20 protein-coding genes are annotated in these 19,600 nt (G+C 68.6%); 4 read left to right on the top strand and 16 right to left on the bottom strand.

From position 1 onward, the window contains the following. Window positions 1–68: 68 nt before the first annotated feature. From ACGFY5_RS31345 to ACGFY5_RS31405, 13 genes are all read right to left on the bottom strand, one after another. Entirely contained in the window at window positions 69–1,076 is a 1,008-nt protein-coding gene (locus ACGFY5_RS31345; protein ID WP_392725440.1) for a dihydrodipicolinate synthase family protein, read from the bottom strand. Between the two features lie 21 nt (window positions 1,077–1,097). Further along, window positions 1,098–2,084 (bottom strand): hypothetical protein, encoded by a 987-nt coding sequence (locus tag ACGFY5_RS31350; protein ID WP_392725443.1) that lies wholly within the window; start codon window positions 2,082–2,084, stop codon window positions 1,098–1,100. Window positions 2,085–2,172: 88 nt separating this feature from the next. After that, entirely contained in the window at window positions 2,173–2,400 is a 228-nt protein-coding gene (locus ACGFY5_RS31355) for a hypothetical protein (RefSeq protein WP_392725445.1), read from the bottom strand. Beyond that, window positions 2,400–2,876 (bottom strand): aromatic-ring-hydroxylating dioxygenase subunit beta, encoded by a 477-nt coding sequence (locus ACGFY5_RS31360; RefSeq protein ID WP_392725447.1) that lies wholly within the window; start codon window positions 2,874–2,876, stop codon window positions 2,400–2,402. The genes ACGFY5_RS31355 and ACGFY5_RS31360 overlap by 1 nt, the downstream gene beginning before the upstream one ends. Beyond that, on the bottom strand, window positions 2,873–4,150 hold the full coding sequence (locus ACGFY5_RS31365; RefSeq protein ID WP_392725450.1) for a Rieske 2Fe-2S domain-containing protein: 1,278 nt from the start codon (window positions 4,148–4,150) through the stop codon (window positions 2,873–2,875). The genes ACGFY5_RS31360 and ACGFY5_RS31365 overlap by 4 nt, the downstream gene beginning before the upstream one ends. Before the next feature lie 13 nt (window positions 4,151–4,163). After that, window positions 4,164–5,351, bottom strand: coding sequence for an NAD(P)/FAD-dependent oxidoreductase (locus tag ACGFY5_RS31370; RefSeq protein WP_392725453.1), 1,188 nt, complete (start codon window positions 5,349–5,351; stop codon window positions 4,164–4,166). Next, window positions 5,348–5,542: a ferredoxin gene (locus tag ACGFY5_RS31375; protein WP_392725455.1), complete on the bottom strand. Its 195-nt coding sequence runs from the start codon at window positions 5,540–5,542 to the stop codon at window positions 5,348–5,350. The genes ACGFY5_RS31370 and ACGFY5_RS31375 overlap by 4 nt, the downstream gene beginning before the upstream one ends. 13 nt (window positions 5,543–5,555) lie before the next feature. Next, window positions 5,556–7,307, bottom strand: a complete 1,752-nt coding sequence (locus ACGFY5_RS31380) for a thiamine pyrophosphate-binding protein (RefSeq protein ID WP_392725456.1) — start codon at window positions 7,305–7,307, stop codon at window positions 5,556–5,558. Next, a complete protein-coding gene (locus tag ACGFY5_RS31385) occupies window positions 7,304–8,758 on the bottom strand; it encodes an aldehyde dehydrogenase family protein (RefSeq protein ID WP_392725458.1) in 1,455 nt (484 codons plus the stop codon). The genes ACGFY5_RS31380 and ACGFY5_RS31385 overlap by 4 nt, the downstream gene beginning before the upstream one ends. Before the next feature lie 67 nt (window positions 8,759–8,825). After that, window positions 8,826–9,833: an ABC transporter substrate-binding protein gene (locus ACGFY5_RS31390; protein ID WP_392725460.1), complete on the bottom strand. Its 1,008-nt coding sequence runs from the start codon at window positions 9,831–9,833 to the stop codon at window positions 8,826–8,828. A 68-nt stretch (window positions 9,834–9,901) separates the two neighbouring features. Then, complete coding sequence (locus ACGFY5_RS31395) at window positions 9,902–10,762, bottom strand: ABC transporter permease (protein WP_392725462.1); 861 nt, start codon at window positions 10,760–10,762, stop codon at window positions 9,902–9,904. After that, entirely contained in the window at window positions 10,759–11,664 is a 906-nt protein-coding gene (locus tag ACGFY5_RS31400; protein WP_392725463.1) for an ABC transporter ATP-binding protein, read from the bottom strand. The genes ACGFY5_RS31395 and ACGFY5_RS31400 overlap by 4 nt, the downstream gene beginning before the upstream one ends. 145 nt (window positions 11,665–11,809) lie before the next feature. Further along, on the bottom strand, window positions 11,810–12,790 hold the full coding sequence (locus tag ACGFY5_RS31405; RefSeq protein WP_392725465.1) for a hypothetical protein: 981 nt from the start codon (window positions 12,788–12,790) through the stop codon (window positions 11,810–11,812). A 404-nt stretch (window positions 12,791–13,194) separates the two neighbouring features. On the opposite strand from ACGFY5_RS31405, the gene ACGFY5_RS31410 reads away from it, so the two are divergent. The 3 genes from ACGFY5_RS31410 (at window position 13,195) to ACGFY5_RS31420 (ending at window position 16,500) form a co-directional block, all read left to right on the top strand. Beyond that, window positions 13,195–14,754, top strand: coding sequence for an FAD-dependent monooxygenase (locus tag ACGFY5_RS31410; protein WP_392725467.1), 1,560 nt, complete (start codon window positions 13,195–13,197; stop codon window positions 14,752–14,754). A 196-nt stretch (window positions 14,755–14,950) separates the two neighbouring features. Then, on the top strand, window positions 14,951–15,115 hold the full coding sequence (locus ACGFY5_RS31415) for a hypothetical protein (RefSeq protein WP_392725469.1): 165 nt from the start codon (window positions 14,951–14,953) through the stop codon (window positions 15,113–15,115). Between the two features lie 296 nt (window positions 15,116–15,411). Further along, a complete protein-coding gene (locus ACGFY5_RS31420) occupies window positions 15,412–16,500 on the top strand; it encodes a DUF3500 domain-containing protein (RefSeq protein ID WP_392725471.1) in 1,089 nt (362 codons plus the stop codon). A 19-nt stretch (window positions 16,501–16,519) separates the two neighbouring features. Here ACGFY5_RS31420 and ACGFY5_RS31425 read toward each other — a convergent pair whose 3' ends face one another. Both ACGFY5_RS31425 and ACGFY5_RS31430 read right to left on the bottom strand, forming a co-directional pair. Next, the gene (locus ACGFY5_RS31425) at window positions 16,520–16,768 is read right to left on the bottom strand and encodes a hypothetical protein (RefSeq protein WP_392725474.1); all 249 of its coding nucleotides are present in this window, start codon (window positions 16,766–16,768) and stop codon (window positions 16,520–16,522) included. A 220-nt stretch (window positions 16,769–16,988) separates the two neighbouring features. Beyond that, window positions 16,989–17,594, bottom strand: a complete 606-nt coding sequence (locus ACGFY5_RS31430) for a TetR/AcrR family transcriptional regulator (RefSeq protein ID WP_392725476.1) — start codon at window positions 17,592–17,594, stop codon at window positions 16,989–16,991. Here ACGFY5_RS31430 and ACGFY5_RS31435 point away from each other — a divergent pair. Beyond that, window positions 17,565–19,166, top strand: coding sequence for an FAD-dependent oxidoreductase (locus tag ACGFY5_RS31435; protein ID WP_392726358.1), 1,602 nt, complete (start codon window positions 17,565–17,567; stop codon window positions 19,164–19,166). The genes ACGFY5_RS31430 and ACGFY5_RS31435 overlap by 30 nt on opposite strands. Window positions 19,167–19,229: 63 nt before the next feature. On the opposite strand, the gene ACGFY5_RS31440 is transcribed toward ACGFY5_RS31435, so the two are convergent. Further along, entirely contained in the window at window positions 19,230–19,583 is a 354-nt protein-coding gene (locus ACGFY5_RS31440) for an STAS domain-containing protein (protein WP_392725478.1), read from the bottom strand. Window positions 19,584–19,600: the final 17 nt, after the last annotated feature.

A 19,600-nucleotide genomic window follows, 5' to 3' on the forward strand; every position in this document is an offset into this window, starting at 1 on the left:
ACACATCGTAATCCGTATACAGTTGACTCTCGTCTCCTGGAGGCAGATTTTCGGTCATTCGCCTCACCTCAGGCCTCGACGCGGCCCTGAAGGTACAGCTCGTCGGGATCATCCGTCACCCAGAGCCCAGACTTCGTCAGTGCACTGCGGAAAGCCGCCATCTCGCCGGCGTGCAGCCGGGTGGCGGGAGTGCGCATCGGGCCACCGTTGAATCCGGCCAGCCACGCCTGGTACTTCCACGCCGCCCGGTTCACCGAGTGGGCGTGCGGCACCGGCGCGACCGACCCGTTGGCCTTCCAGGCCGGCGCGATCTGCCAGAGCAGGTCCAGGGACTCGTCGACCTTGCCCGCCCGGGCCAGCGCCAGCATCCGCACGGCGGTGTCGCCGTAGTACTCGGTGTTGGACGTCGCGATCACCCGGAGCGGAACCAGGTTCGCCAGCGCGATGGCCTCCTGGATGATCGGCATCGTGATCAGCACGCGTTCGGAGAGCCGGTTCCAGGCGTGCGAGAACCCGGCGACCGAGGGGAACCCGCCCTCGGCCTTGACCGAGACCACATTCGGGCACTCGTCGGTGAGCTGGACGAGCATGTCCACCGGGATCGACGCCGCGTGCAGCCGCTCGAAGCCCCAGTGCGTCATCGGGAACAGGATGACCGCGAGATCGACGGCGTCGCAGAACGCCTTCGTGTAGTCGTAGACGTCCTGGAGCGACGTGGGGTAGAACGCCGGCGGGTAGGACAGCAGCGCGAGCTTGGCCCCGGCGGCCTGCGCCCGCCGCGCCGCGTCGATGTTCTCCTCCAGCGTGTTCCAGGACGCGTGGAAGATCAGGTTGAGCTTGCCCTTCGCCTCGTCGTCGGCGATCTCGATGAACCGGATGTATTCGTCGAGGGTGATGTTCAGCTCGCCGACCATCAGCGTGCCGGTGAAGCCGAGCTCCAGCTCACGACGGATGTCGTGCCGGATCCCGCCCTCGTTCAGACCCTTGAGGTCCCGGGTGAAGCTCGGGATGACGACGTTGTTGACACCGTGGAAGTTCTCCCACGCCCAGCTCCGGGCGTCCTGCTTGCTGATCATGATCGTTCCCCTGTCTCGGATTCAGCGTCGGGTCTTCGGTACGGCCAGCTGGTCGCCGGGCGTCCCCAGGCCGGCGTCGAGCGCCCGCCGGAACGCCAGGTCCGCCGCGACGACGTCCTGCAGCGCGGTGCCGACCGATTTGAAAATGCTCAAGCCCCGGACCTCGGACGGCGCTTGCGCCCGGCCCTGGAGCAGGTCACCGAGTTGGACGACGCCTGCCAGGTCGCCACCGTCGTCGACGAACGCGCGCATGTCGCCGGATTCGGCGGCGATCTGGGCCGGGTCGGCGTCGAACACCAGGACGTCGGCACGGCGGAAGGTCTCCGGCTCCAGCTCGCGGAGGTCCTGGTGGGTGGAGCCGATCGCGGTGACGTGCAGCCCGTCCGGGATCCACTCCGACCGGCACGCCACCGGGCCGCCGTAGCCGGTGTTGGTCGCGGTGATCGCGTGATCGACGTCCCGGAAGACGTCGGCCGCGGTATCGGCCACCCGCACGCGGACGCCGAGCTCACCGGCGAGACGCTCGGCGAAGCCGGCGCGGCTGGACGGATTCGGGCTGAACACCTTCACCTCGCGGACGCCGCCGAGCGCCACGAACGTCCGGACGTGTACCTCGGCCTCCAGTCCGGAGCCCAGAACACCCAGCGACGTCGTCTTGACGCCCATCGCCCGGGCCGCCACCGCGCTCGTGGCCGCGGTCCGCGCGGCGGTCAGCCAGCAGGCGTCCATCGCGGACAGGACTTCGCCGGTCTCGATCGAGATCAGCACCAGCAGGTAGCGAACGCCGACCCCACCGCCGCCGAAGAACGTCTTGAGGCCCATGACCCCGAGGTTGGGGACGACCGCGGGCATCACTCGCAGGAACCGGCCGCCCCCGGCGAGGTTGGCCCGCTCGGGCACGTCGGAGGCCCCCAGCGCCTCGGCCCGGATCGCCGACTCGATCGCTTCGACCAGCGAAGACGGATCGAGCACGCTGCTCACGGTCCGGTCATCGAGCAGCAGGGTCATGATGGGCTCCTTCGTGCTGAGCAAGTGTGTTCAGAAAACTGTTTACAGGCCGCGGAGAAGGTGGCTCGAGAGCCGCCGAAACCGGGAGTCAGAGGTCCGCGACGATCAGATTCGGATCCGCGAGACGCTGCATTTCCTCGTCCGACATGTAGACGAGAGCCTCCAGCACGATCGGGTCGATGTACCGGGCCTGCCCGGAGACGACGTCGCGGAGCATCGCCCGCGGCACCCGGCCGCTCCGGTCCACCGAGATCTCGATCGACGCGAACTCGTTCCCCACGACGACACCCGCGGTCGGGTCGGAGAGGCCGCTCATCAGATCAGGAAGGTCATGTTGCCGAGTGGCTCGTCGGCATCCAGAAGAACGACCTTCTTCTCGGCCAGCCGCAGCCCGTCGGCCCGCCGGCGCAGCGTGTAGAAGCATTTCGCCGCGTACACCGACTTCCGGCCCAGCCGCAGTTCGACGATCATCACCCGGGCACTGGCCCGCACGACGCCCTCGTCGTCCTCGGGATGGACCAGCCGGACGTTGCCGACCACCCGGCACGACTTCGACGCCGGCTCCTGCGAGTGCGCCCCACCGGTGGTCAGCCGGAAGCAGCGCTCCTCCAGCCGGGCCCGGTCGTCGTAGATGATCGAGACGTGCGTCGTGGGGTCGTAGTCCTCGGCGTTGCACGGCACCCAGTAGGTGCACTGCTCGTCCCAGAGCGCGAGCCACTTGTCGTACGCGCTGGCATCCGCGTACTCCGCCTCCGAGAACAGGACCTCGCTGACTTCCTCCAGCAACGTCATCCCCGGTCTCCTTCGTTGGTCATCGCCCGTAGCCAGGCCGACATCTGGGCCCGCTGCGGCACCTCGTCGGTGACGTTGCCGACCAGCGCGCCGTCGTCGACCGGCTCCGGCGTCAGCCCGCGCGCCAGCACGAGCCAGGGAATGTAGTCCGACTGCAGGCCGATCTGGTTCCGCTCGAACACCTCGACGTCGTCCGGGGTGCCGAAGCTGGCCACGCCGCTGAACCACTCGAACGAGCGGATCCGGGTCGTGTTGATCGACTCCGGGACGTCGTCGAGCATCGCCGGGTAGCTGAGCACCTCGGTGCGGCCGGCGGCCATCGGTCGGATCACCCGGACCGAGGCGCCGATCAGCTGCAGGTTGGGCCAGACGTGAATGTGGACGTCGCGCGACTTCCGGATCACGTCGGCCGCGTCGTCGCCGTAGCTCCCGACCATCGAGTCCATGTAGGCGTGGCCGTCGGGGGTGTCGGGGATCCCCGCGCCGATCGCGGTGTTCCCGGCCACCCCGACAGCGATCTTGTCACGGCCGGTCAGGTCGAGCCGGCAGTGGCCGTTGCCCAGATCCCAGCTCTCGTTGGCCGACTTGTCGGTGTTGCCCGCGCCACGCTGGAAGTTCGGTCCGGCCTTGCGCTGCCGCAGGTCGAGGACGGTCTTGTGGGTGAAGTTCGTGTGGTAGCCGTCCATCCCGACGAACTTCCAGTTGCCGTGGAACACCGACTTCGACGTCCCGGCCGACAGCGTGATCTTCCCGGTCGGCGAGGCCTTGACGAAGTCTTCGAGGAACCCGGCGGCCAGGCCCAGGTGCTCCTCGAGCGTGGGGCCCTCCTCGGCCATCGACGCGAAGATGAACCCGGACGACACCCCGATGCGCGGCACCTGGGCCAGCCCGAGTGTGCTCTTGTCGAGCTCGGCGTAGCGCGACGGGTAGGGCACGCCGACGAGGTCACCGGCCGAGTTGTAGGTCCAGCCGTGGTACGGGCACCGGAAGAACGTCGCGTTGCCGTACTCCTCCATGCACACCGCCGCACCACGGTGACGGCAGCGGTTGTAGAAGACTCCCACCTCACCGTCCTTGGAACGGGAGACGATGAGCTGCTTCTCGCCGATCCACTTGGTGGCGTAGTCGCCCGGCTCCGGGATCTCCGACTCGTGGGCCACGTAGACCCAGTACTTGTAGAAGATCCGCTCCAGCTCGTCGGCGAAGATCTCGTCGCTGGTGAAGATGGCGGAATGCACCCGGTCCGGCTCGATCAACGCGCTGTACTCGACCATCGGTCGTCCTTCCTTACTTCTGGAGTTCGAGGAGGTCCTCGAGGGGAGTCCTGGCGGCGAGCGCCCGGCGCATCGCCATGACTGCCTGCGGCGCGTCCAGCCCGAACGCACCACTGAGCCGGCCGTCCCGCACGTAGAGCGCGACGAGCGACCCGGTCTCCGAATCGTCGGTGACGATCCGGACCTCGTCGTCCACGCGCGGCCGGCCGACGATCTGCAGCCGGCTGCCGTACTGGTCCGACCAGACGTACGGCACGGGGGCGTAGGCCCGCGGCGCCAGCGGATGCGTCAAGTTCCAGGCCAGGACGCCGGCCTGCTCCACGGCGTTGGTCCAGTGCTCGATCCGCATCGACTCGTCGAACAGGCTGTTGGGCCAGCGGGCCACGTCACCGACCGCGTACACGTGCTCCGCGCTCGCCCGGCAGAACTCGTCGCAGACCACGCCGTCGCGGACGTCCAATCCGGATCCGTCGAGCCACTCGGTGTTCGGCGTCGCACCGATGCCCACCACGACCACGTCCGCCTGCAGTTCGGAACCGTCGTCCAACAGCACCGTGAGATCCGGCTGGACACGGGTCACGGTCCGGCCGAGCCGCAGGTCGACGCCGCGCGAGCGGTGCAGTCGGGCCAGCCGCTCCCCCACCACGTCCCCCAGCACCCGCCCGAGCGGTTGAGCGAACGGCTCCACCACGGTGACGCTGGTCGCCGCCGCCGCCGCGGCCGCAGCCACCTCGGATCCGATGAACCCGGCGCCGACGACCACGACCCGCTGCGCCGCCCGCACCGCGCTGCGCAGCGCCAGGGCGTCGTCCAGGGTGCGCAGGTAGTGCACGCCGGGCCGGTCCTCGGCGCCGGGCAGGCGGCGGGGCGTGGATCCGGTCGCCACCACGAGGTCGCGGTACGACCAGGTCGTTCCGTCGTCCAGGGTGACGGTCCGGGCGTCGACGTCGGCGGAGACGGCCCGGTGCCCGCGGACCAGCTCGACGTTCGCCGCGGCCAGCTCGTCCGCGGTGCGCAGCATGACCGCCGCGGCCTCCGCACCGTCGGTGAGGATCTGCTTGGAGAGCGCGGGCCGGTCGTAGAGCAGGTCGGTCCCGGCCTCGAGGACGACGACGCGCCCGGCGAACTTCATCCGCCGCAGGCCTTCCGCCGTCCGGATGCCGGCCATGGCCCCGCCCACCACGAGGACGTCGGTGTTCATTCGAGGATTCCCAGGGCCTCGGTCGGGCAGGCGTACACGGCTCCGCTGACCCGGTCGGCCTCGGTGTCCTCGACCGTGCCATCGGTGACGAACTCGACCCGGTTGTCGGCGCCCATCCGGAAGACGTCGGGCGCAAGGGCGATGCACTCGCCGAAGCCGCAGCACTTCTCGGCGTCGATGAACAGCTTCATTCCGACCTCCTCCTCACGCCCGCCCGTAGCCGAACGGGTTGACCAATACGTCGACCAGCACGGTCCCGCCGGCCCGGACCTCGTCGAAGGCCTTGGCCAGCACCGTCGCGAGCTCGTCCGGTTCGCGCACCGGACCGTGGGCGCTCAGGCCGTGGCCGCGGGCGATCGTCGCCGGGTCCGGGTCGGGGTCGCGCAGGTGCTGGCCGACCGTGCGGTTCTCCACCGGCCGGCCGCGGCGCTGGGCGACCTGTTGCTGGTGGCCCTCGTCGTTGTGGTACGAGCGGTTGTTCGCCACCACCACGAGCAGCGGCAGCCGGTAGTGCGCCGCCGTCCACAGCGCCGAGCTGCCCATCAGGAAGTCGCCGTCGCCGATCACCGCTACCGGGATCCGGCCGGTGCCGTCCAGGGCGAGCGCGGCTCCGACCGCGATGCCCGGTCCCGAGCCGACGCCGCCACCGCCGTCGCGGCCGAGGTAGTCCAGCGGGTGTGCGAATCGCGCGTCGTCGCCGAACCAGCCCAGCGGCAGCGTGGTGAAGCTGACCGGGGTCTCCCCGGCGGCCACCGCGATGGCCGCGGCCAGATCCGGCATCAGGATCGGGTCACCCTCGCCGTTCCACTCCGGACGCTGCGCGGCGTCGAAGGTCGGCGGCCAGTCGTCCCGCGCCTGTGCGCCGGTCGCCTGCGAAAGCAGGCTCGCGATCACCTGGTCGGGCCCGGCGGTGATCTCCAGATCGACCGGGACCGTGCCGTACTGGTCCTTCACCCAGCCGTTCAGCAGCGCACCGGTGTCACGGCAGTTGACGACGGTCGGCCGCGGGCCGTCGCCGAAAGCACCGTGGAGCGTGCCGCCCAGTTCAGTCCAGTTCAGCGCGATCACCAGGTCGGCCGCCTGCAGCAGCTGCTTACCGGTGGGGCTGAGCCGGCCGGCACCGGGCCGGGCCGGGTGCTGGGGGTGCTCGGTCGGGAACGTCGCGGGCATACGCAGGTCGGTCAGCACGGCCAGGCCGGCCGCTTCCGCGAGCGCGACGCGGGCCTGCCACTCGGCCTCTCCGCGTCCGGCCCTTCCGAGGAGCAGCACCGGCCGCTCGGCCTCGCGGATCCGGCGCAGGAGGTCGGTGACGGTCCGCGCGTCGGGAGCCGGTGCCAGCGGTACCGGGTACCGGGCCGGGTCGGGCAGCGCGACGCCCTCCTCCAGGGGGTCTTCCTGGATCTCGGTGTCCAGGCAGACGTAGACCGGCGCCGACGGTTGCGCCCGCGTGAGCACGCTGCCACGGACGATCGACTCGAGCGCGGCCCGCAGCGAGCCCGGCTGGTCGTCCCACTTCACGTAGTCGCGGATCAGCGACGCCTGGTCGGCCGCGGTGTGTACCCAGTCGATCCACGGCCGGCGCTTGGCCGCGTCGACCGGGCCGGTCGCACCGAGCATCACCATGGGTGCCCGGTCGGCGTAGGCGTTGTAGATCGCCATCGCAGCGTGCATGAGCCCGACGTTCGCGTGCAGGCCGACGAGCATCGGTTCCCCGGTGACCTTCGCGTAGCCCTGGGCGATCGCGACGGCGTGCTCCTCGTGCAGGCAGACGACCAGCTGCGGCCCGGTGTTGCCCAGGTAGTTGACGAGGCTGTCGTGCAGGCCGCGATAGCTGGAGCCCGGCACCATCGCGATGTAGGGGAAGTTCAGGCGGGACAGCAGCGCGGCGATCGCGTCGCTGCCCCAGGCCGGCTCGGCCGACGGTTCGACCGGTACGGGGAGCGGATCGGGTCTCATCGCCGGCCGGTCCGGACGTGCACGGTCTTGATCTCGGTGTAGCTGAGCAGCTCGTCGAAGCCCTCTTCGCGCCCGATGCCGGAGTTCTTGTAGCCGCCGAAACCGGTCCCGAGGAAGTGCCGGGAGACGCCGTTGACCCAGACGTACCCGGCTTGCACCTCGGCTGAGGCGCGCATCGCCAGGTTCAGGTCGTTCGTCCAGACCGCGGCGGTCAGGCCGTACTCGACGTCGTTGGCCAGCGCGATGGCTTCGTCGATCGTCGAGTAACGGACGACGGACATGATCGGGCCGAAGACTTCCTCGCGGAAGATCCGCATGTCCGGGGTGACGTCGGCGAAGACGGTCGGCCGGATCCAGTAGCCGCGCTCGAACTGCGCGCCTTCCGGACGCTTGCCGCCGGCGACCAGCCGGGCGCCGTCCTCCTGCGCGACCTTGATGTAATGCAGGGTCTTCTCGAGCTGGCGGGCCGAGTTCATCGGACCGGCGCCGGAGGCCGGGTCGAGCGGATCACCCTGCACGATGGCCTCGACCTTGGCGACGATCTTCTCGAGAATCGTGTCGTAGAGCTCGTCCGGCAGCAGGATCCGGCTCATCGAGCCGCAGGACTGACCCAGCCAGTCGAAGTTCATCCCGGCGACGGCGGCGGCTGCGACCTCGTCCGGGTCGGCGTCGGGGAACACGAGCATCGGGTTCTTGCCGCCGAGTTCCAAGCTCACGTGCTTCACCGCGACCTCGGCGGCCGCGCGCTGGATGGCCAACCCGGTCGGCACCGAGCCGATGAACGAGATGCGCTTGACCAGCGGGTGCTTCACGAGCGGGACGCCGGCACCCGGGCCGTCACCGGTCACGATGTTGACGACGCCGGCCGGCAGCATCTCCTGCACGATCTCGCCCAGCAGTGTGGACGTCAGCGGCGACTGCTCGGACGGCTTGATCACGATGCTGTTACCCGCCATCAGCGGGGCCGCGAACTTCGCCGCGAACAAGATCGGGTGGTTGAACGGAACGATCCGGCCCACCACGCCGTAGGGCTGGCGAACGGAATAGTGCAGGAAGTCCGCGCTGGCGGGGATCGTCTCGCCCTTGATCTGGGTTCCCAGGCCGGCGAAGTACTCGATGCCGCGGACCGCCGCACCGATGTCGTGGCGGAGTTTGGTGATCGAGTTGCCGGTGTCGCGGACCTCGAGATCGAGGATGCGATCCCCTTCCTGCTGCAACCGCTGTGCATAGGCACGCAGCAGCGACGCCCGCTCGCCCATCGCCAGCTTCGCCCAGTCGACCTGCGCGACCCGCGCGGCCTCGACCGCGTCCGCGACGTCGTCCGGCCCGGCCGCGGGCACCCGCCCGATGACCTCTTCGGTCGCCGGGTTGACGGATTCCAGCCAGGAACCGCTCCGGCTCTCCACCAGCTTGCCGCCGATGAGCATCCGGCCATCGATGAAATCCGACACCTGCACTCCTTAAGTCGTTCGGTCCCGGCCGCGGGCACCGGGATGGCGACGCCCGCGGCCGAGGGTGTTACGTGAGGCCCACGAAGATTTCGGAGTAGCTGTCCGGGACCTTCTGGCCGGTGGCCCGCATGAACTCGACCAGATGGTCGACGCTCTCCTTGTTGATGTCCGGGGTCTTCGCGATCGCGCCGCCGTTGCGCTGGTTGGTCACGCCGGCGAGCACTGCGGCCTTCGGACTCTTCGCGAAGTAGTGCGTGTAGACGAAGTCGTCGGACTCGCTCGGGTGGGCGTAGACGTACTGCTGTCCCTCCCGCAGCGCGGCCACGAAGTCGTCCAGCAACGGCTTGTTGTTCTTGTAGAAGTCGGGCGTCACCGCCAGTACCGAGGTCAGGATGTTCGTGAGCTGCGGTACCTCGCCGCCGGGGACGTTGAGGAAGATGTGGGCGTAGCCCTCCGACTCGGCGACCTGCGGGTACGGCGAACCGATGCTGCCGCCGATGACCTTCCCGCTCTTGAGGGCGGCCAGGATGGCCGGGCCGCTGCCCAGAGTGACCGGTTTGAAGGCGCCCGCGGGCTGCCCGGCGAGCTTGAACAGATACTTCATCACGTATGCGGTCGAGCCGGTCGGGCTGCTGATTCCGAAGGGCTTGTTCGCCAGGAACTTGATCTTGTCGGCGAGCGGCGAGTCGTCCTTCAGGCCGCTGGCGGCGTACGCCTTCGCGTCGACGATGACCGACTCCGGGAACCCGTTACCGATCGCCGCGAAGACCGTGAACTTCTGGCTCTGGGTCAGCGCCGTGACCGGCAGTACGGATGAGGCGAGCGCGACGTCGGCGCTGCCACCGAGCGTGGTCTGCAGGCCGGCGCCGTTCGCGACGTCGGTGAACTTGAGCGTGATGTTCTTCTTCTTGAAGTAGCCCAGGCCGTCGGCGACCAGGAGGCCCGAGTTCAGCGTCGACGTGAACGGCTGCGCGATGCGCACCGTCCGCATGCCGTCGCTGGACGCGGTGACCTCTTTGCCGCTGTCGGTGCACCCGGAGACGAGCGCGACGACAGCCACCAGCCCCGTCGCCACCCCCGTTCGGAATGCAGTTCGAACGGATCTGTGTCGGTTGTGGACACGGAATCTGCTGAGGGGGGTTGTCATCCTCGTTCTCCTTCACCCTGCCAGAGCGCCACTCGGCTTTGGATGGCGCCCAAGACCGCGTCGATGAACACGGCCGTGATCGTGACGGTCAGGACGGCCACCAGGACGCCCGCCGCGTCGTACTTCTGACCGGCGTCCAGGGCCATGTGGCCCAGACCTTCCGAACCTGCGATGAACTCGCCGACGACCGCACCGATGAGGGCGATCGGGAACGCGATCCGCAGGCTGGTGAGCAGCCACGTCGTGGCTGAGGGGAGATACAGCCCGGCGACGATCTGGCCGTTGTTGGCGCCCATCAACCGGAACTGGTCGAGCAGGTTCCGATCGATCCGGCGGGTGGCGTTCCAGACGTTGTAGAACACGACCCAGAGGCACGACAGCGTGGCGATCGCGACCTTCATCGTGAGCCCGATGCCGAACCAGACGACGATCAGCGGTGACAGCATGATCTTGGGCATCGCGTAGAGCATGTTGGCGAACGGCGAGATGACCCGGGCGACCGACTCGTAGATACCGAAGACCAGCCCGCAGACGCTACCGACGATGCTGCCGATGACGAACCCGAGCATGCACTCCTTCATCGTGGCGGCGAGGTCCTTGAACAGCTGGCCGCCGTCCAGGGCCGTCCCGAACCGCTCGAAGACCTGGCCGGGCGAGGAGATCACGAACACCGGGAAGATCCGCCCGCTCGCGAACTGCCAGAGCAGCAGCAGCACGGCCAGGATGACCAGCCGGATCGCGCTGCGCACGGCGACCTCCCTGATCCGCTCGGCCCGGGCGGCCCTGGGCGCCACCGGCCGGGGCTGCTCCGGGTCTTCCGGATCGCTCGGCCGGGCGGTCACCACCTGCGTCGTCATGCGTTCCTCCTGATCTGCTCGACAGCATCGGCTGAGCTGCTGGAGTGCTCGGACGAGGCCGACTCGCTGCTGAGCGCCTTGCCGTCGTCCGAGAGGTTTCCGGCGATGGTCTTCCAGAGGTTGGCCTCGTGGCTCGCGTACGCCGGGGACTGCCGCAGCTCCAGCGCGGACAGGCCACGCGGCAGATCCTCGAGGTGGTCGATCTGGTCGATCCGTCCGGGCGCGCCGGCCATCGCCACGATCTGGTCCCCGAGGGTCAGGGCCTCGTGCAGGTCATGGGTGACGAAGATCGTCGTCAGGTCGGTGCCCTCGATGCGCGACTTCAAGAACTCCTGCATGCGGACGCGGAGCACGGCGTCCAGCGCTCCGAAAGGCTCGTCCATCAGCAGCAGCGTCGGGTCGGTGACCAGCGTGCGAGCCAGCTGGACGCGCTGACGCATACCGCCGGACAGCTCCCGGGGATAGCGGCCGAGCCAATCGCCGAGACCGACGCTCGCGGCCATCGCACCGGCCCGCTCGCGCCGCTCGGCCCGCCCGACGCCCTGGATCTTGAGCGGCAGCGCGATGTTTCCCAGCACGGTCTTCCAGGGCAGCAGCGTCTCCCGCTGGGTGACGTAGCCGATGCCCGGGTGCAGCTTGCCCCACTCCTTGCCCAGGTAGTTGAACTGGCCGCCGGAAACCTTGATCAGGCCAGAGCACACGTGCAGCAGGGTGGATTTGCCACAGCCGCTCGGCCCCACCACGCAGACGAAGCGACCTTTCGGCACGACGAGATCGACCCCCACGACGGCCGGCCGGGTCACGTTCCGCCCCGGGTAGGTCACCGTGACGTCGCTGAACTCGACGACGGGAGTGCCGTCCGCGACGGCACCCGTCTCCTCCAGAGCCGATGAGCTTGTCACGTCTCAGTCCTCCTCAACCGGGGAGCTCGGCTGCGGTGTGAGCCGCGCCACGTAAAGTGTATACAGATTACTGATGACTGGTTACAAGTCAACGGTACAAAGCACTCTTGATCTATTGTTGCTGGTCAGCGAGGTAGAGTCGCGCTCAGGTGGCGCGCAGGGACTCCGGCACGGAAGACGCAAGATCCTGCTCGTGCGTCGTCAAGCCGTCGACTGTGGATTGTCGGGCAGCTGTCGCCAGCATCTCCCGGTTCGCCGCGAGGCCGTACGGGAACGGATCGTCTCCGTAGGCGGCCGCCTGGAACCCGACGTCCGCATTGGAGTCGCGGAAAATGCCCCGGCTGGACGGATCCCGCTCGTAGGCGAACGCCTTCGCGGCAGAGAAGCCTTCGAACAAGGCCTCGGGCAACCAGGGATGCCGCTCGACCAGCCTGCGCTGGATCAGTACGACGTGGTTCACCGGCAGAAACCCCGCCTTGGCCCGGAAATCGGCCATGAATTGCCTTCCCCCGTCCGGGAACAGCGGCCTGACGGCCGCATCCCGAGCGTCGATCGGTATATCGATCGAGGGGAACGCTGCGTCCAGTCGGCCGTCCCGGAGCATGGCAGCCAGGCCGCCGGGGCCCGGCCGGTGCAGGACGACCCCTCGGGGAGGGACCACGTCAAAACCCATCTGGACGCCGTGGCTCTGCTCGCCCTGCCGGCCGACGTACCAGTCGACGTCGTGGGTCGAGAGGTTCCAGAGGGTGTTCAACTGCGCCCGGAACCAGAGGCCCGCGGTCATCGTGTAGTCCGGGACGCCGAACCGCCGGCCGGCCAGATCGGCGCCGGACTCGATGCCCGTCCCGGCGTGCACGAGCGTGTTCACGCCGAGCGTCGCCTTGCTCGCGTAGACCGGGATCGACTGCCAGTCCCACTCCGGCCGGGACCGCTCGCGCGTGACCAGATAGTTGGAGATCGAAAACTCGAAGACGTCTGGGCCCCCGCCTCGCAGGGCCCGCTCGTGCAGCTCGCCGGCCGGCCCGGTGCGCCAGGTCATCTCGACCCCGGGAATGCGGACCGAGCCGTCCATCAGCGCCGCAACCCGGGGGTTCGGCGAAAAGCTGCCGGATAGGTGCAGTGTCACTCGCCCTCCCAGTCCGCACCTCGCTGTGCACTGGAAACTGTAAACAGTTAACGGCTCTTAGGGAAGGCTTTTGATTCCCCAACCGCACTACATGGGCGTTTCACAGGTGACGAACCTCGGGTAGAACGTCAGCGCCAGGCGAGCGGGTCCGTGCGTCGGTGCTCCGTCGCGTACGCGTGCTCAATCTCATCCGGCGCTCGCGGAAGTCAGGCCTGCCGGTGGTCATGTGACGTTGGCCGAGGGACCGCCGACGCGAGCGGCTGATCGCGGAGGACGTCAGCTCTGTCCGAGGTTCGTCACCGGGTCGATCGCGACCGCGATCACCGGTCCCGACGATGTCGACGGCGTGCCACTCATCGGAATTCCTCCTGCTCGGCCGCACTCGCCTGCCGAAGCATATGCGCATGTCCGACGACCAAACGCGCACTTCACAGCCTCGCGTGCTGATTGCCGGCGGCGGCCCCGCCGGACTGGCCACCGCGATGGAGCTGGCCTTCCACGGGGTCCCTTCGATCCTGGTCGAACCACGGGCGAGCGTCTCCCATACCAGGCCCCGCGCGAAGACGACCAGCCCGCGCACCATGGAACTGTTCCGCCGCTGGGGTGTCGCGCACCTCGTTCGGGCGGCTGCCCCGCTCCAGCCGGAGTGGTGCCGGAAGGTGATCTTCTGCACGACCCTCAACGGTGCTGTCATCACCGAGTTCGACGACGCATTCGGCATGCGGGCCGAGCCCAGCGACGAGTTCGCGGAAGGCGGTCAGCAGGTGCCGCAGCCGATCGTCGAGGAGGTCCTCCGGACGCGTCTGCAGGCGACCGGGTCGGTCGATCTCCGGTTCGGGGAGCGCCTGACCGACCTGGTCGAGGCGCGCGACTCGGTCCGCTGCCGGATCACTCGTAACGACGGTTCGAGCTACTCGCTCACCGTCGACTACGTCGTCGGCTGCGACGGCGCGAAAGGCGTCACGCGTGACGCGATCGGTGCGACGTTCGCCGGGGTCTCGTCGCCCAGTTCGAACCTCAACACGGTGTTCCGCGCACCTCAGCTCAAGCCGCTGGTCGGCGAAGCAATCCATTACTGGGTGCTCGGGCCCGACGTGAAGGCGACGGTGGGCCCGCTGGACCGGCAGGGATTGTGGTGGGCGGGCCTCGGCGGCGTCGACGCGACGTGCACGGCCGAACGCGCGGTGCACCTGCTCGCCGCCCTCACTGGGCAACCTGCCGAGGAGAGCGGGATCGAGCTTCTCGCCACCGATCCCTGGGTTCCGCGGATGCTCATCGCCGATCGGTTCGCGTCAGAGCGGGTCTTCCTCGTCGGCGAGAGTGCACACGTCAACCCGCCCTTCGGCGGCCACGGCTTCAACACCTGCGTCGGCGACGCGGTCAACATCGGCTGGAAACTCGCCGCCGTATTGCAGGGCTGGGGCGGACGGGCGCTGCTGAGCACCTACGAATCGGAGCGACGCGACGTCGCGCAACAGACGATCGACTCCGCGACGCGCAACCTCCGGGCCTCCGGGCCGGAGATCGCCCTGACCGCGGACCGTATCCAGGAGACTAAGCACGAGGAGTTCAACTCCCTCGGTCTGGTGCTCGGCTACTCGTACCACGGATCTCGCATAGTCGTCGCGGCGGACGAGCCGCCGCCGTTCAGCGCGGTCAGTTACACCCCGTCGACGAGACCGGGAGCGCGGCTGCCGCATGCCTGGCTCGCCCCCGGACACGCCCTGTACGACGACCTCGGGCGTGGATTCGCGCTGATCCATCCGACATCCGCGAGCGCGCCGGAACTCGCAGTGTTCCGGCGCCGGGCGGATCAGCTCGGCGTACCCCTCGCCGTGGTCCCGGCCCCGGACGCGTGGCCGCAGAACGAATTCCTGCTGATCCGCCCGGACCAACACATCGCCTGGCGCGGCGACCACTTGGATGTGACCGTCCTTCCGCGCGTCGTCGCGGCGAACGTCTGACTATGGGGCGTCGGTGGCGGCAACTCGGCGAGTTCGGTGAGCCTGGCTCGGTGCCGGCCCGGCGATCCGAGAACGCCGTGCAGCTAAACGGCCTCCTCGGCGACGTGCACCGCGACGTCACCGCAATAGGCCTGCGCCACCGACACTGCTATCGATCGCGTCGGCCTGGCGGGCGTACCTGACCCGGTACGCGGTAGTGATCGGGCCGGTGATCACCGAGCGGATGCCGCTGATCGGATACGACCTGAGCGGACCGGACGCCGTGACCGCCCAGTGGCGGTCGCACCGCCTGCTGGTGACCGCGAACTTCCTCGGCCTGCCCGCGGCATGCGGCTCTTTCACCCCGGTCGATCCGCAGTGACACGTGAACTGCGATGCCGGCACCCGCGTCACCCGCCGGGCGTGTCGGGGCCGATTCTCAGGCTGCTTTCGGTGTGCCCCCAGCCGGTTCTCACGGTCGGGTGTTGAGCTGGCGCTGCCCTGTAGTCATCCGAGCAGCAGTCGAAGCGAGCCACCATGTGCCGAGTTGGTCATCACCACCACACCGCATCAACCACCGCGCCGCCGACGCCCGAAGAACAGCGCCGAGCGCTGACGCGTCGAACGTTTCTGGCCCGCGCGGCCACGCTGACGGGCGCCGCCGTCAGCGTTCCTCTCTTGGCCGCGTGCGGCTCCACGAGCGATTCGGCCTCAACTACCGCGACCGCGGCTTCCTCCACCAGCGCCTCTGCCGCCGCCGGCAGCGCTACTCCTCAGATCGTCACCGCCGCCGAGGCTTTCCTGGCCACCCTCGACTCCTCCGCCACCAGCAAGCTGGTGCTCGACCACCCCGGCGACACCACCGCCACCGCGAAGAGCTTCTCCGGCCGCGTCGGCGAGCAATTCGGCACCGCGGTCTGGTCGAACTACCCGATCAGCGACGTGATCCGGCAGGGACTGCGGCTCGGTGACCTCTCGGCCGCTCAGCGCAAGGCCGCGATGGCAGTGCTGGCATCCGCGCTCAGCGCCGACGGCTACACCAAGGTCCAGCGGATCATGGCCGCCGATCAGGTGCTCTCCGACAGCGGCACCAATTACGAGTGCGGCCAGGACAACTACGTGATCACCTTCGTCGGCACACCGTCGAAGACCGACCGCTGGATGCTGGAATTCGGCGGCCACCACCTCGGGCTCAACGTCACCATCGAGGGCGACCAGCAGACCATGGCACCCACCCTCACCGGCTGCCAGCCCTCGTCGTTCACCGGTGACGGGGCCACAGTGCATCCCCTGGGGATTGAAACCGACACCGCGTTCGCGCTGTCCACCGCGCTCAGTGATGCCCAGTTCGCCACGGCGCTGCTGACCCCCGCGGTGACCGATCTCGTCCTCGGACCGGGCAAAGACGGCCAGAAACTCGCGGCGGCAGGCATCGCCGGCTCAGCGATGACCGCCGCCCAGCGCGCGCTGCTGCTCAAACTGGCCGGCGCGTGGATCGGCATGCTCAACGACACCGCAGCCGCGACGCAACTCGCGCTGATCGAGAAGGACCTCCCCGACACCTACTTCGCCTGGAGCGGCGAGACCAAGGAGGACAGCTCGGTGTACTTCCGCATCACCGGCCCGTCCCTGATCATCGAGTACGCCGACCAGGGGTCGATGGGCGGCGGCCCCGGAGGCGGGACCGGCGTCCAAGCCGGCGGTGCCAACCACATTCACACGGTCTACCGCGACCCCACGAACGAATACGGACGAGGATTCGCTTGAACCTCCCGCCTCCCCAGGTCTACAAGCTGATCGCCCGGTCGAGCGCCACCGCGCGAAGGAGACGAGGAAGCAACGACCGGGTAGGAATGTTCGAGAGGCGTACGGGACCGGTGGCGGCGAGCCTGCTGAGGAAGTTGAGGCCGGGAGCGCCGAAGAAGGTGACGGCGCCAACGTCAACGATGGCGCGGCTGCAGCCGGCCTCGATCGCGGCAGCGGCGTTGTCGAGCTGGTCGGTGACGGCCAGGTCTATCGCTCCAGCGAGAGTCACCAGCAGCGCAGCGTCCTTCGTCGTCCATGTGCACGTTGCATCCATAACGTTCTGCCTTCCGGCGAGCGGTGCTCGATCCCGGGATCAGGCTTCAGAGGGCGCGGCGCGGCAAATCATCGTCTCACTAAAATCAACCCAAATCGATACTCCGCCAAACCCTCCGGCCCGTTGGCTCAGCGCCTGTTCCAGCGCGCCGCACGCGATCCGGAGCGTTACAACTCTAGGGCTGATCGTTTCGGGCTCGGAGCAGTGGCAGGAACACCTCGTCGACGATGCAGCGGATGCGCTCGGGTTTCACCGGCCCGAGGTCCATGAGCAGGTCGTGGCGCACGAGGTCGAACGGCATGGCCAGTACCACGGCGGGAACGCCGTGCACATCGATCTCACCGCGGTCGTGGGCGCGCCGGTAGACGGTGCGCCGGTGCGGAAGGCCCTCGTCGCCCATGAATTTCTCCCGCAGCTGGGCCGGGGTGAGGCCGAGGCTCGCGAGCAGGCCTGAGAAACCGGCAGCCATGGCGATGGCGAAGTAGGCGGCGCGAGCCTCGCTCACGGCCGTCAGGTAGGCGATCAGGTCGCCCCGCAGCTCGCCGGTGTCGGGAACGTCGATCGGGTTGGTGTTTCGCTGCCGCTCGATCGCGGCGAGCACCAGCGTGTCCTTGTTCGCCCATCGACGGTAGAGGACCGGCTCGCTGGTGTGGGCACGCGCTGCGATCGATCCAACGGTCAGGCGGGCGTAGCCAACCTCGACAAGCTCGTCCCACGCGGAGGCGAGGATCGCGGATTCGAGTTCTTGGCCGTGCCGCCGACGGCGATCCGTGGTGCCCATCGCTCCACCTTAGAAAGGGTTTCCTTTCTCAGCAAGAACGTCTACGGTCTTAGAAAGAGATTCCTTTCTTGGGAGCGAGCGATGAACGGAACGACGGTCGTGATCGCCGGGGCCGGACCGACCGGGTTGACCCTCGGCTGCGAGCTGGCCCGCTACGGCATCCCCTTCCGTCTGATCGAAGCCGCCCCGGGCCCACAACCGGGCTCCCGCGGCAAGGGCCTGCAGCCGCGGTCCCTCGAGGTGTTCGAGGACCTGGGCATCATCGAACGCGTACTCGCCAACGGATGGCTCGCGATGCCGATGAACTCGACTGACTTCGACGGCCGGGTGACCCGTGGCGGTGCCGTGCCGGCATCGTTGCTGGATCGCCCCGACATTCCTTACCCGGCGAGCCTCATCACCCCCGAGTGGCGCACCGAAGAGGCGCTACGGGCGCGCCTGACCGAGCTGGGCGGCGTGATCGAATTCGGCACCACCCTGGCCGGCTTCGAACAGTCCGGCCGAACCGTGTCGGCCGAGATCGTCAAGGACGGCAAGACCGAGACCGTGACCGCGCGCTGGCTGGTCGGCTGCGACGGCGGTCATAGCGTCGTGCGCAAGGGGGCCGGCATCGCCTTCGTCGGCGAGACTCGCGAAGAAGTACGGATGATCGTCGCGGATGCCCACGTGGACGGCCTCGATCGAGAAGCTTGGCACTCCTGGCGGCACAAGGAGGGCATCGTCACCCTGTGCCCGCTGCCCTCGACCGATCACTTCCAGTACGGCGCCAGCGTCGCACCTGGACAAAATCCAGCCCGCGATCTCGAGAATCTGCAGGCCATCCTGAACCGTCGCGCCCAGCGCACCGACATCCGCCTCCACCAGCCGCGGTGGTCCTCGCTGTGGCGAGCCAACGTCCGGCTGGCCGACCGCTACCGCGAGGGACGCGTCTTCCTCGCCGGCGACGCCGCCCACATCCACTCACCGGCCGGCGGCCAGGGCATGAACACCGGCATCCAGGACGCGTACAACCTCGGTTGGAAACTCGCCGCCGTCGCAAGGGGCGCCTCGCCGGCACTGCTCGACACCTACGACGCCGAACGACGGCCCGTCGCCGCCCACGTTCTCGCCCTCTCGGACACCCGCCTCAAGCGCATGATCGACGAGAACGACATCCCGATCCGCCGCGATGCCAGCACCATCCAATTGGACGTCGGCTACCGCGGCTCGGCCCTCGCCCGCGACGATCGGGACGACGCCACCTCCCTCCGAGCCGGCGACCGTGCTCCCGACGCGACGAAACTGATGACGGTCGACGGCGAACGCCGGCTGTTCACCCTGATCGGCGGTGGGCTCTTCACCGTCCTTTCCTTCGGAACCACCTCGGTGACCCACAAGGACCTGAGAATCCTGCGAGTGGTCGGGCAGTCCACCGCCGCCGGTGAGCTCGCCGACTCCGAGGGACACCTGACCGACGCCTACGCCGCCGCGGGGAACACCCTGGTCCTGATTCGCCCGGACGGCTACATCGGGCTGATCTCCGACGCCGGAGACAGCGAGGCCGTCACGGACTACCTCGCAGCGATCGACTGAGCGCGGCCCCGCTCGCACCGCCCCGACACACCGTGGCCGAGTCCCGCGCGCGTCGAGGGCGAGCTAGTCCGCCCGGGTGGTCGCCTCCTCCAACGTCGAGAACCGGACGAACCGCTGCTCGGCGTCGAGCAGGTCCAGGATCCGGCTCAGAAAACTCTCCCGATCGACGACCAGATGGAGGTCGATCCCGGTTCTGCGCAGGTCGGCGGCGAAGGAGTGGAGGGCCCGGCCACCCGCCGCGGACACGAAGCCCAGCGCCGAAAGGTCGAGGACGACCAGAGTTGGTGACGGTGAACGTCGGAGTGCCCTGTAGATGGCGTCGTGATATTCGCCAAGCGTGTCGGTGTCCAAGACACCCGCCAGCGTGAAGATCTGCGCCTCTGCGGTGGTCGTCGCGGTGATTGTCAGGGCCGTCATCGAGAGCCTTTTCGGCG

The organism is Cryptosporangium sp. NPDC048952 (assembly GCF_043197895.1).
Lineage (GTDB): Bacteria > Actinomycetota > Actinomycetes > Mycobacteriales > Cryptosporangiaceae > Cryptosporangium.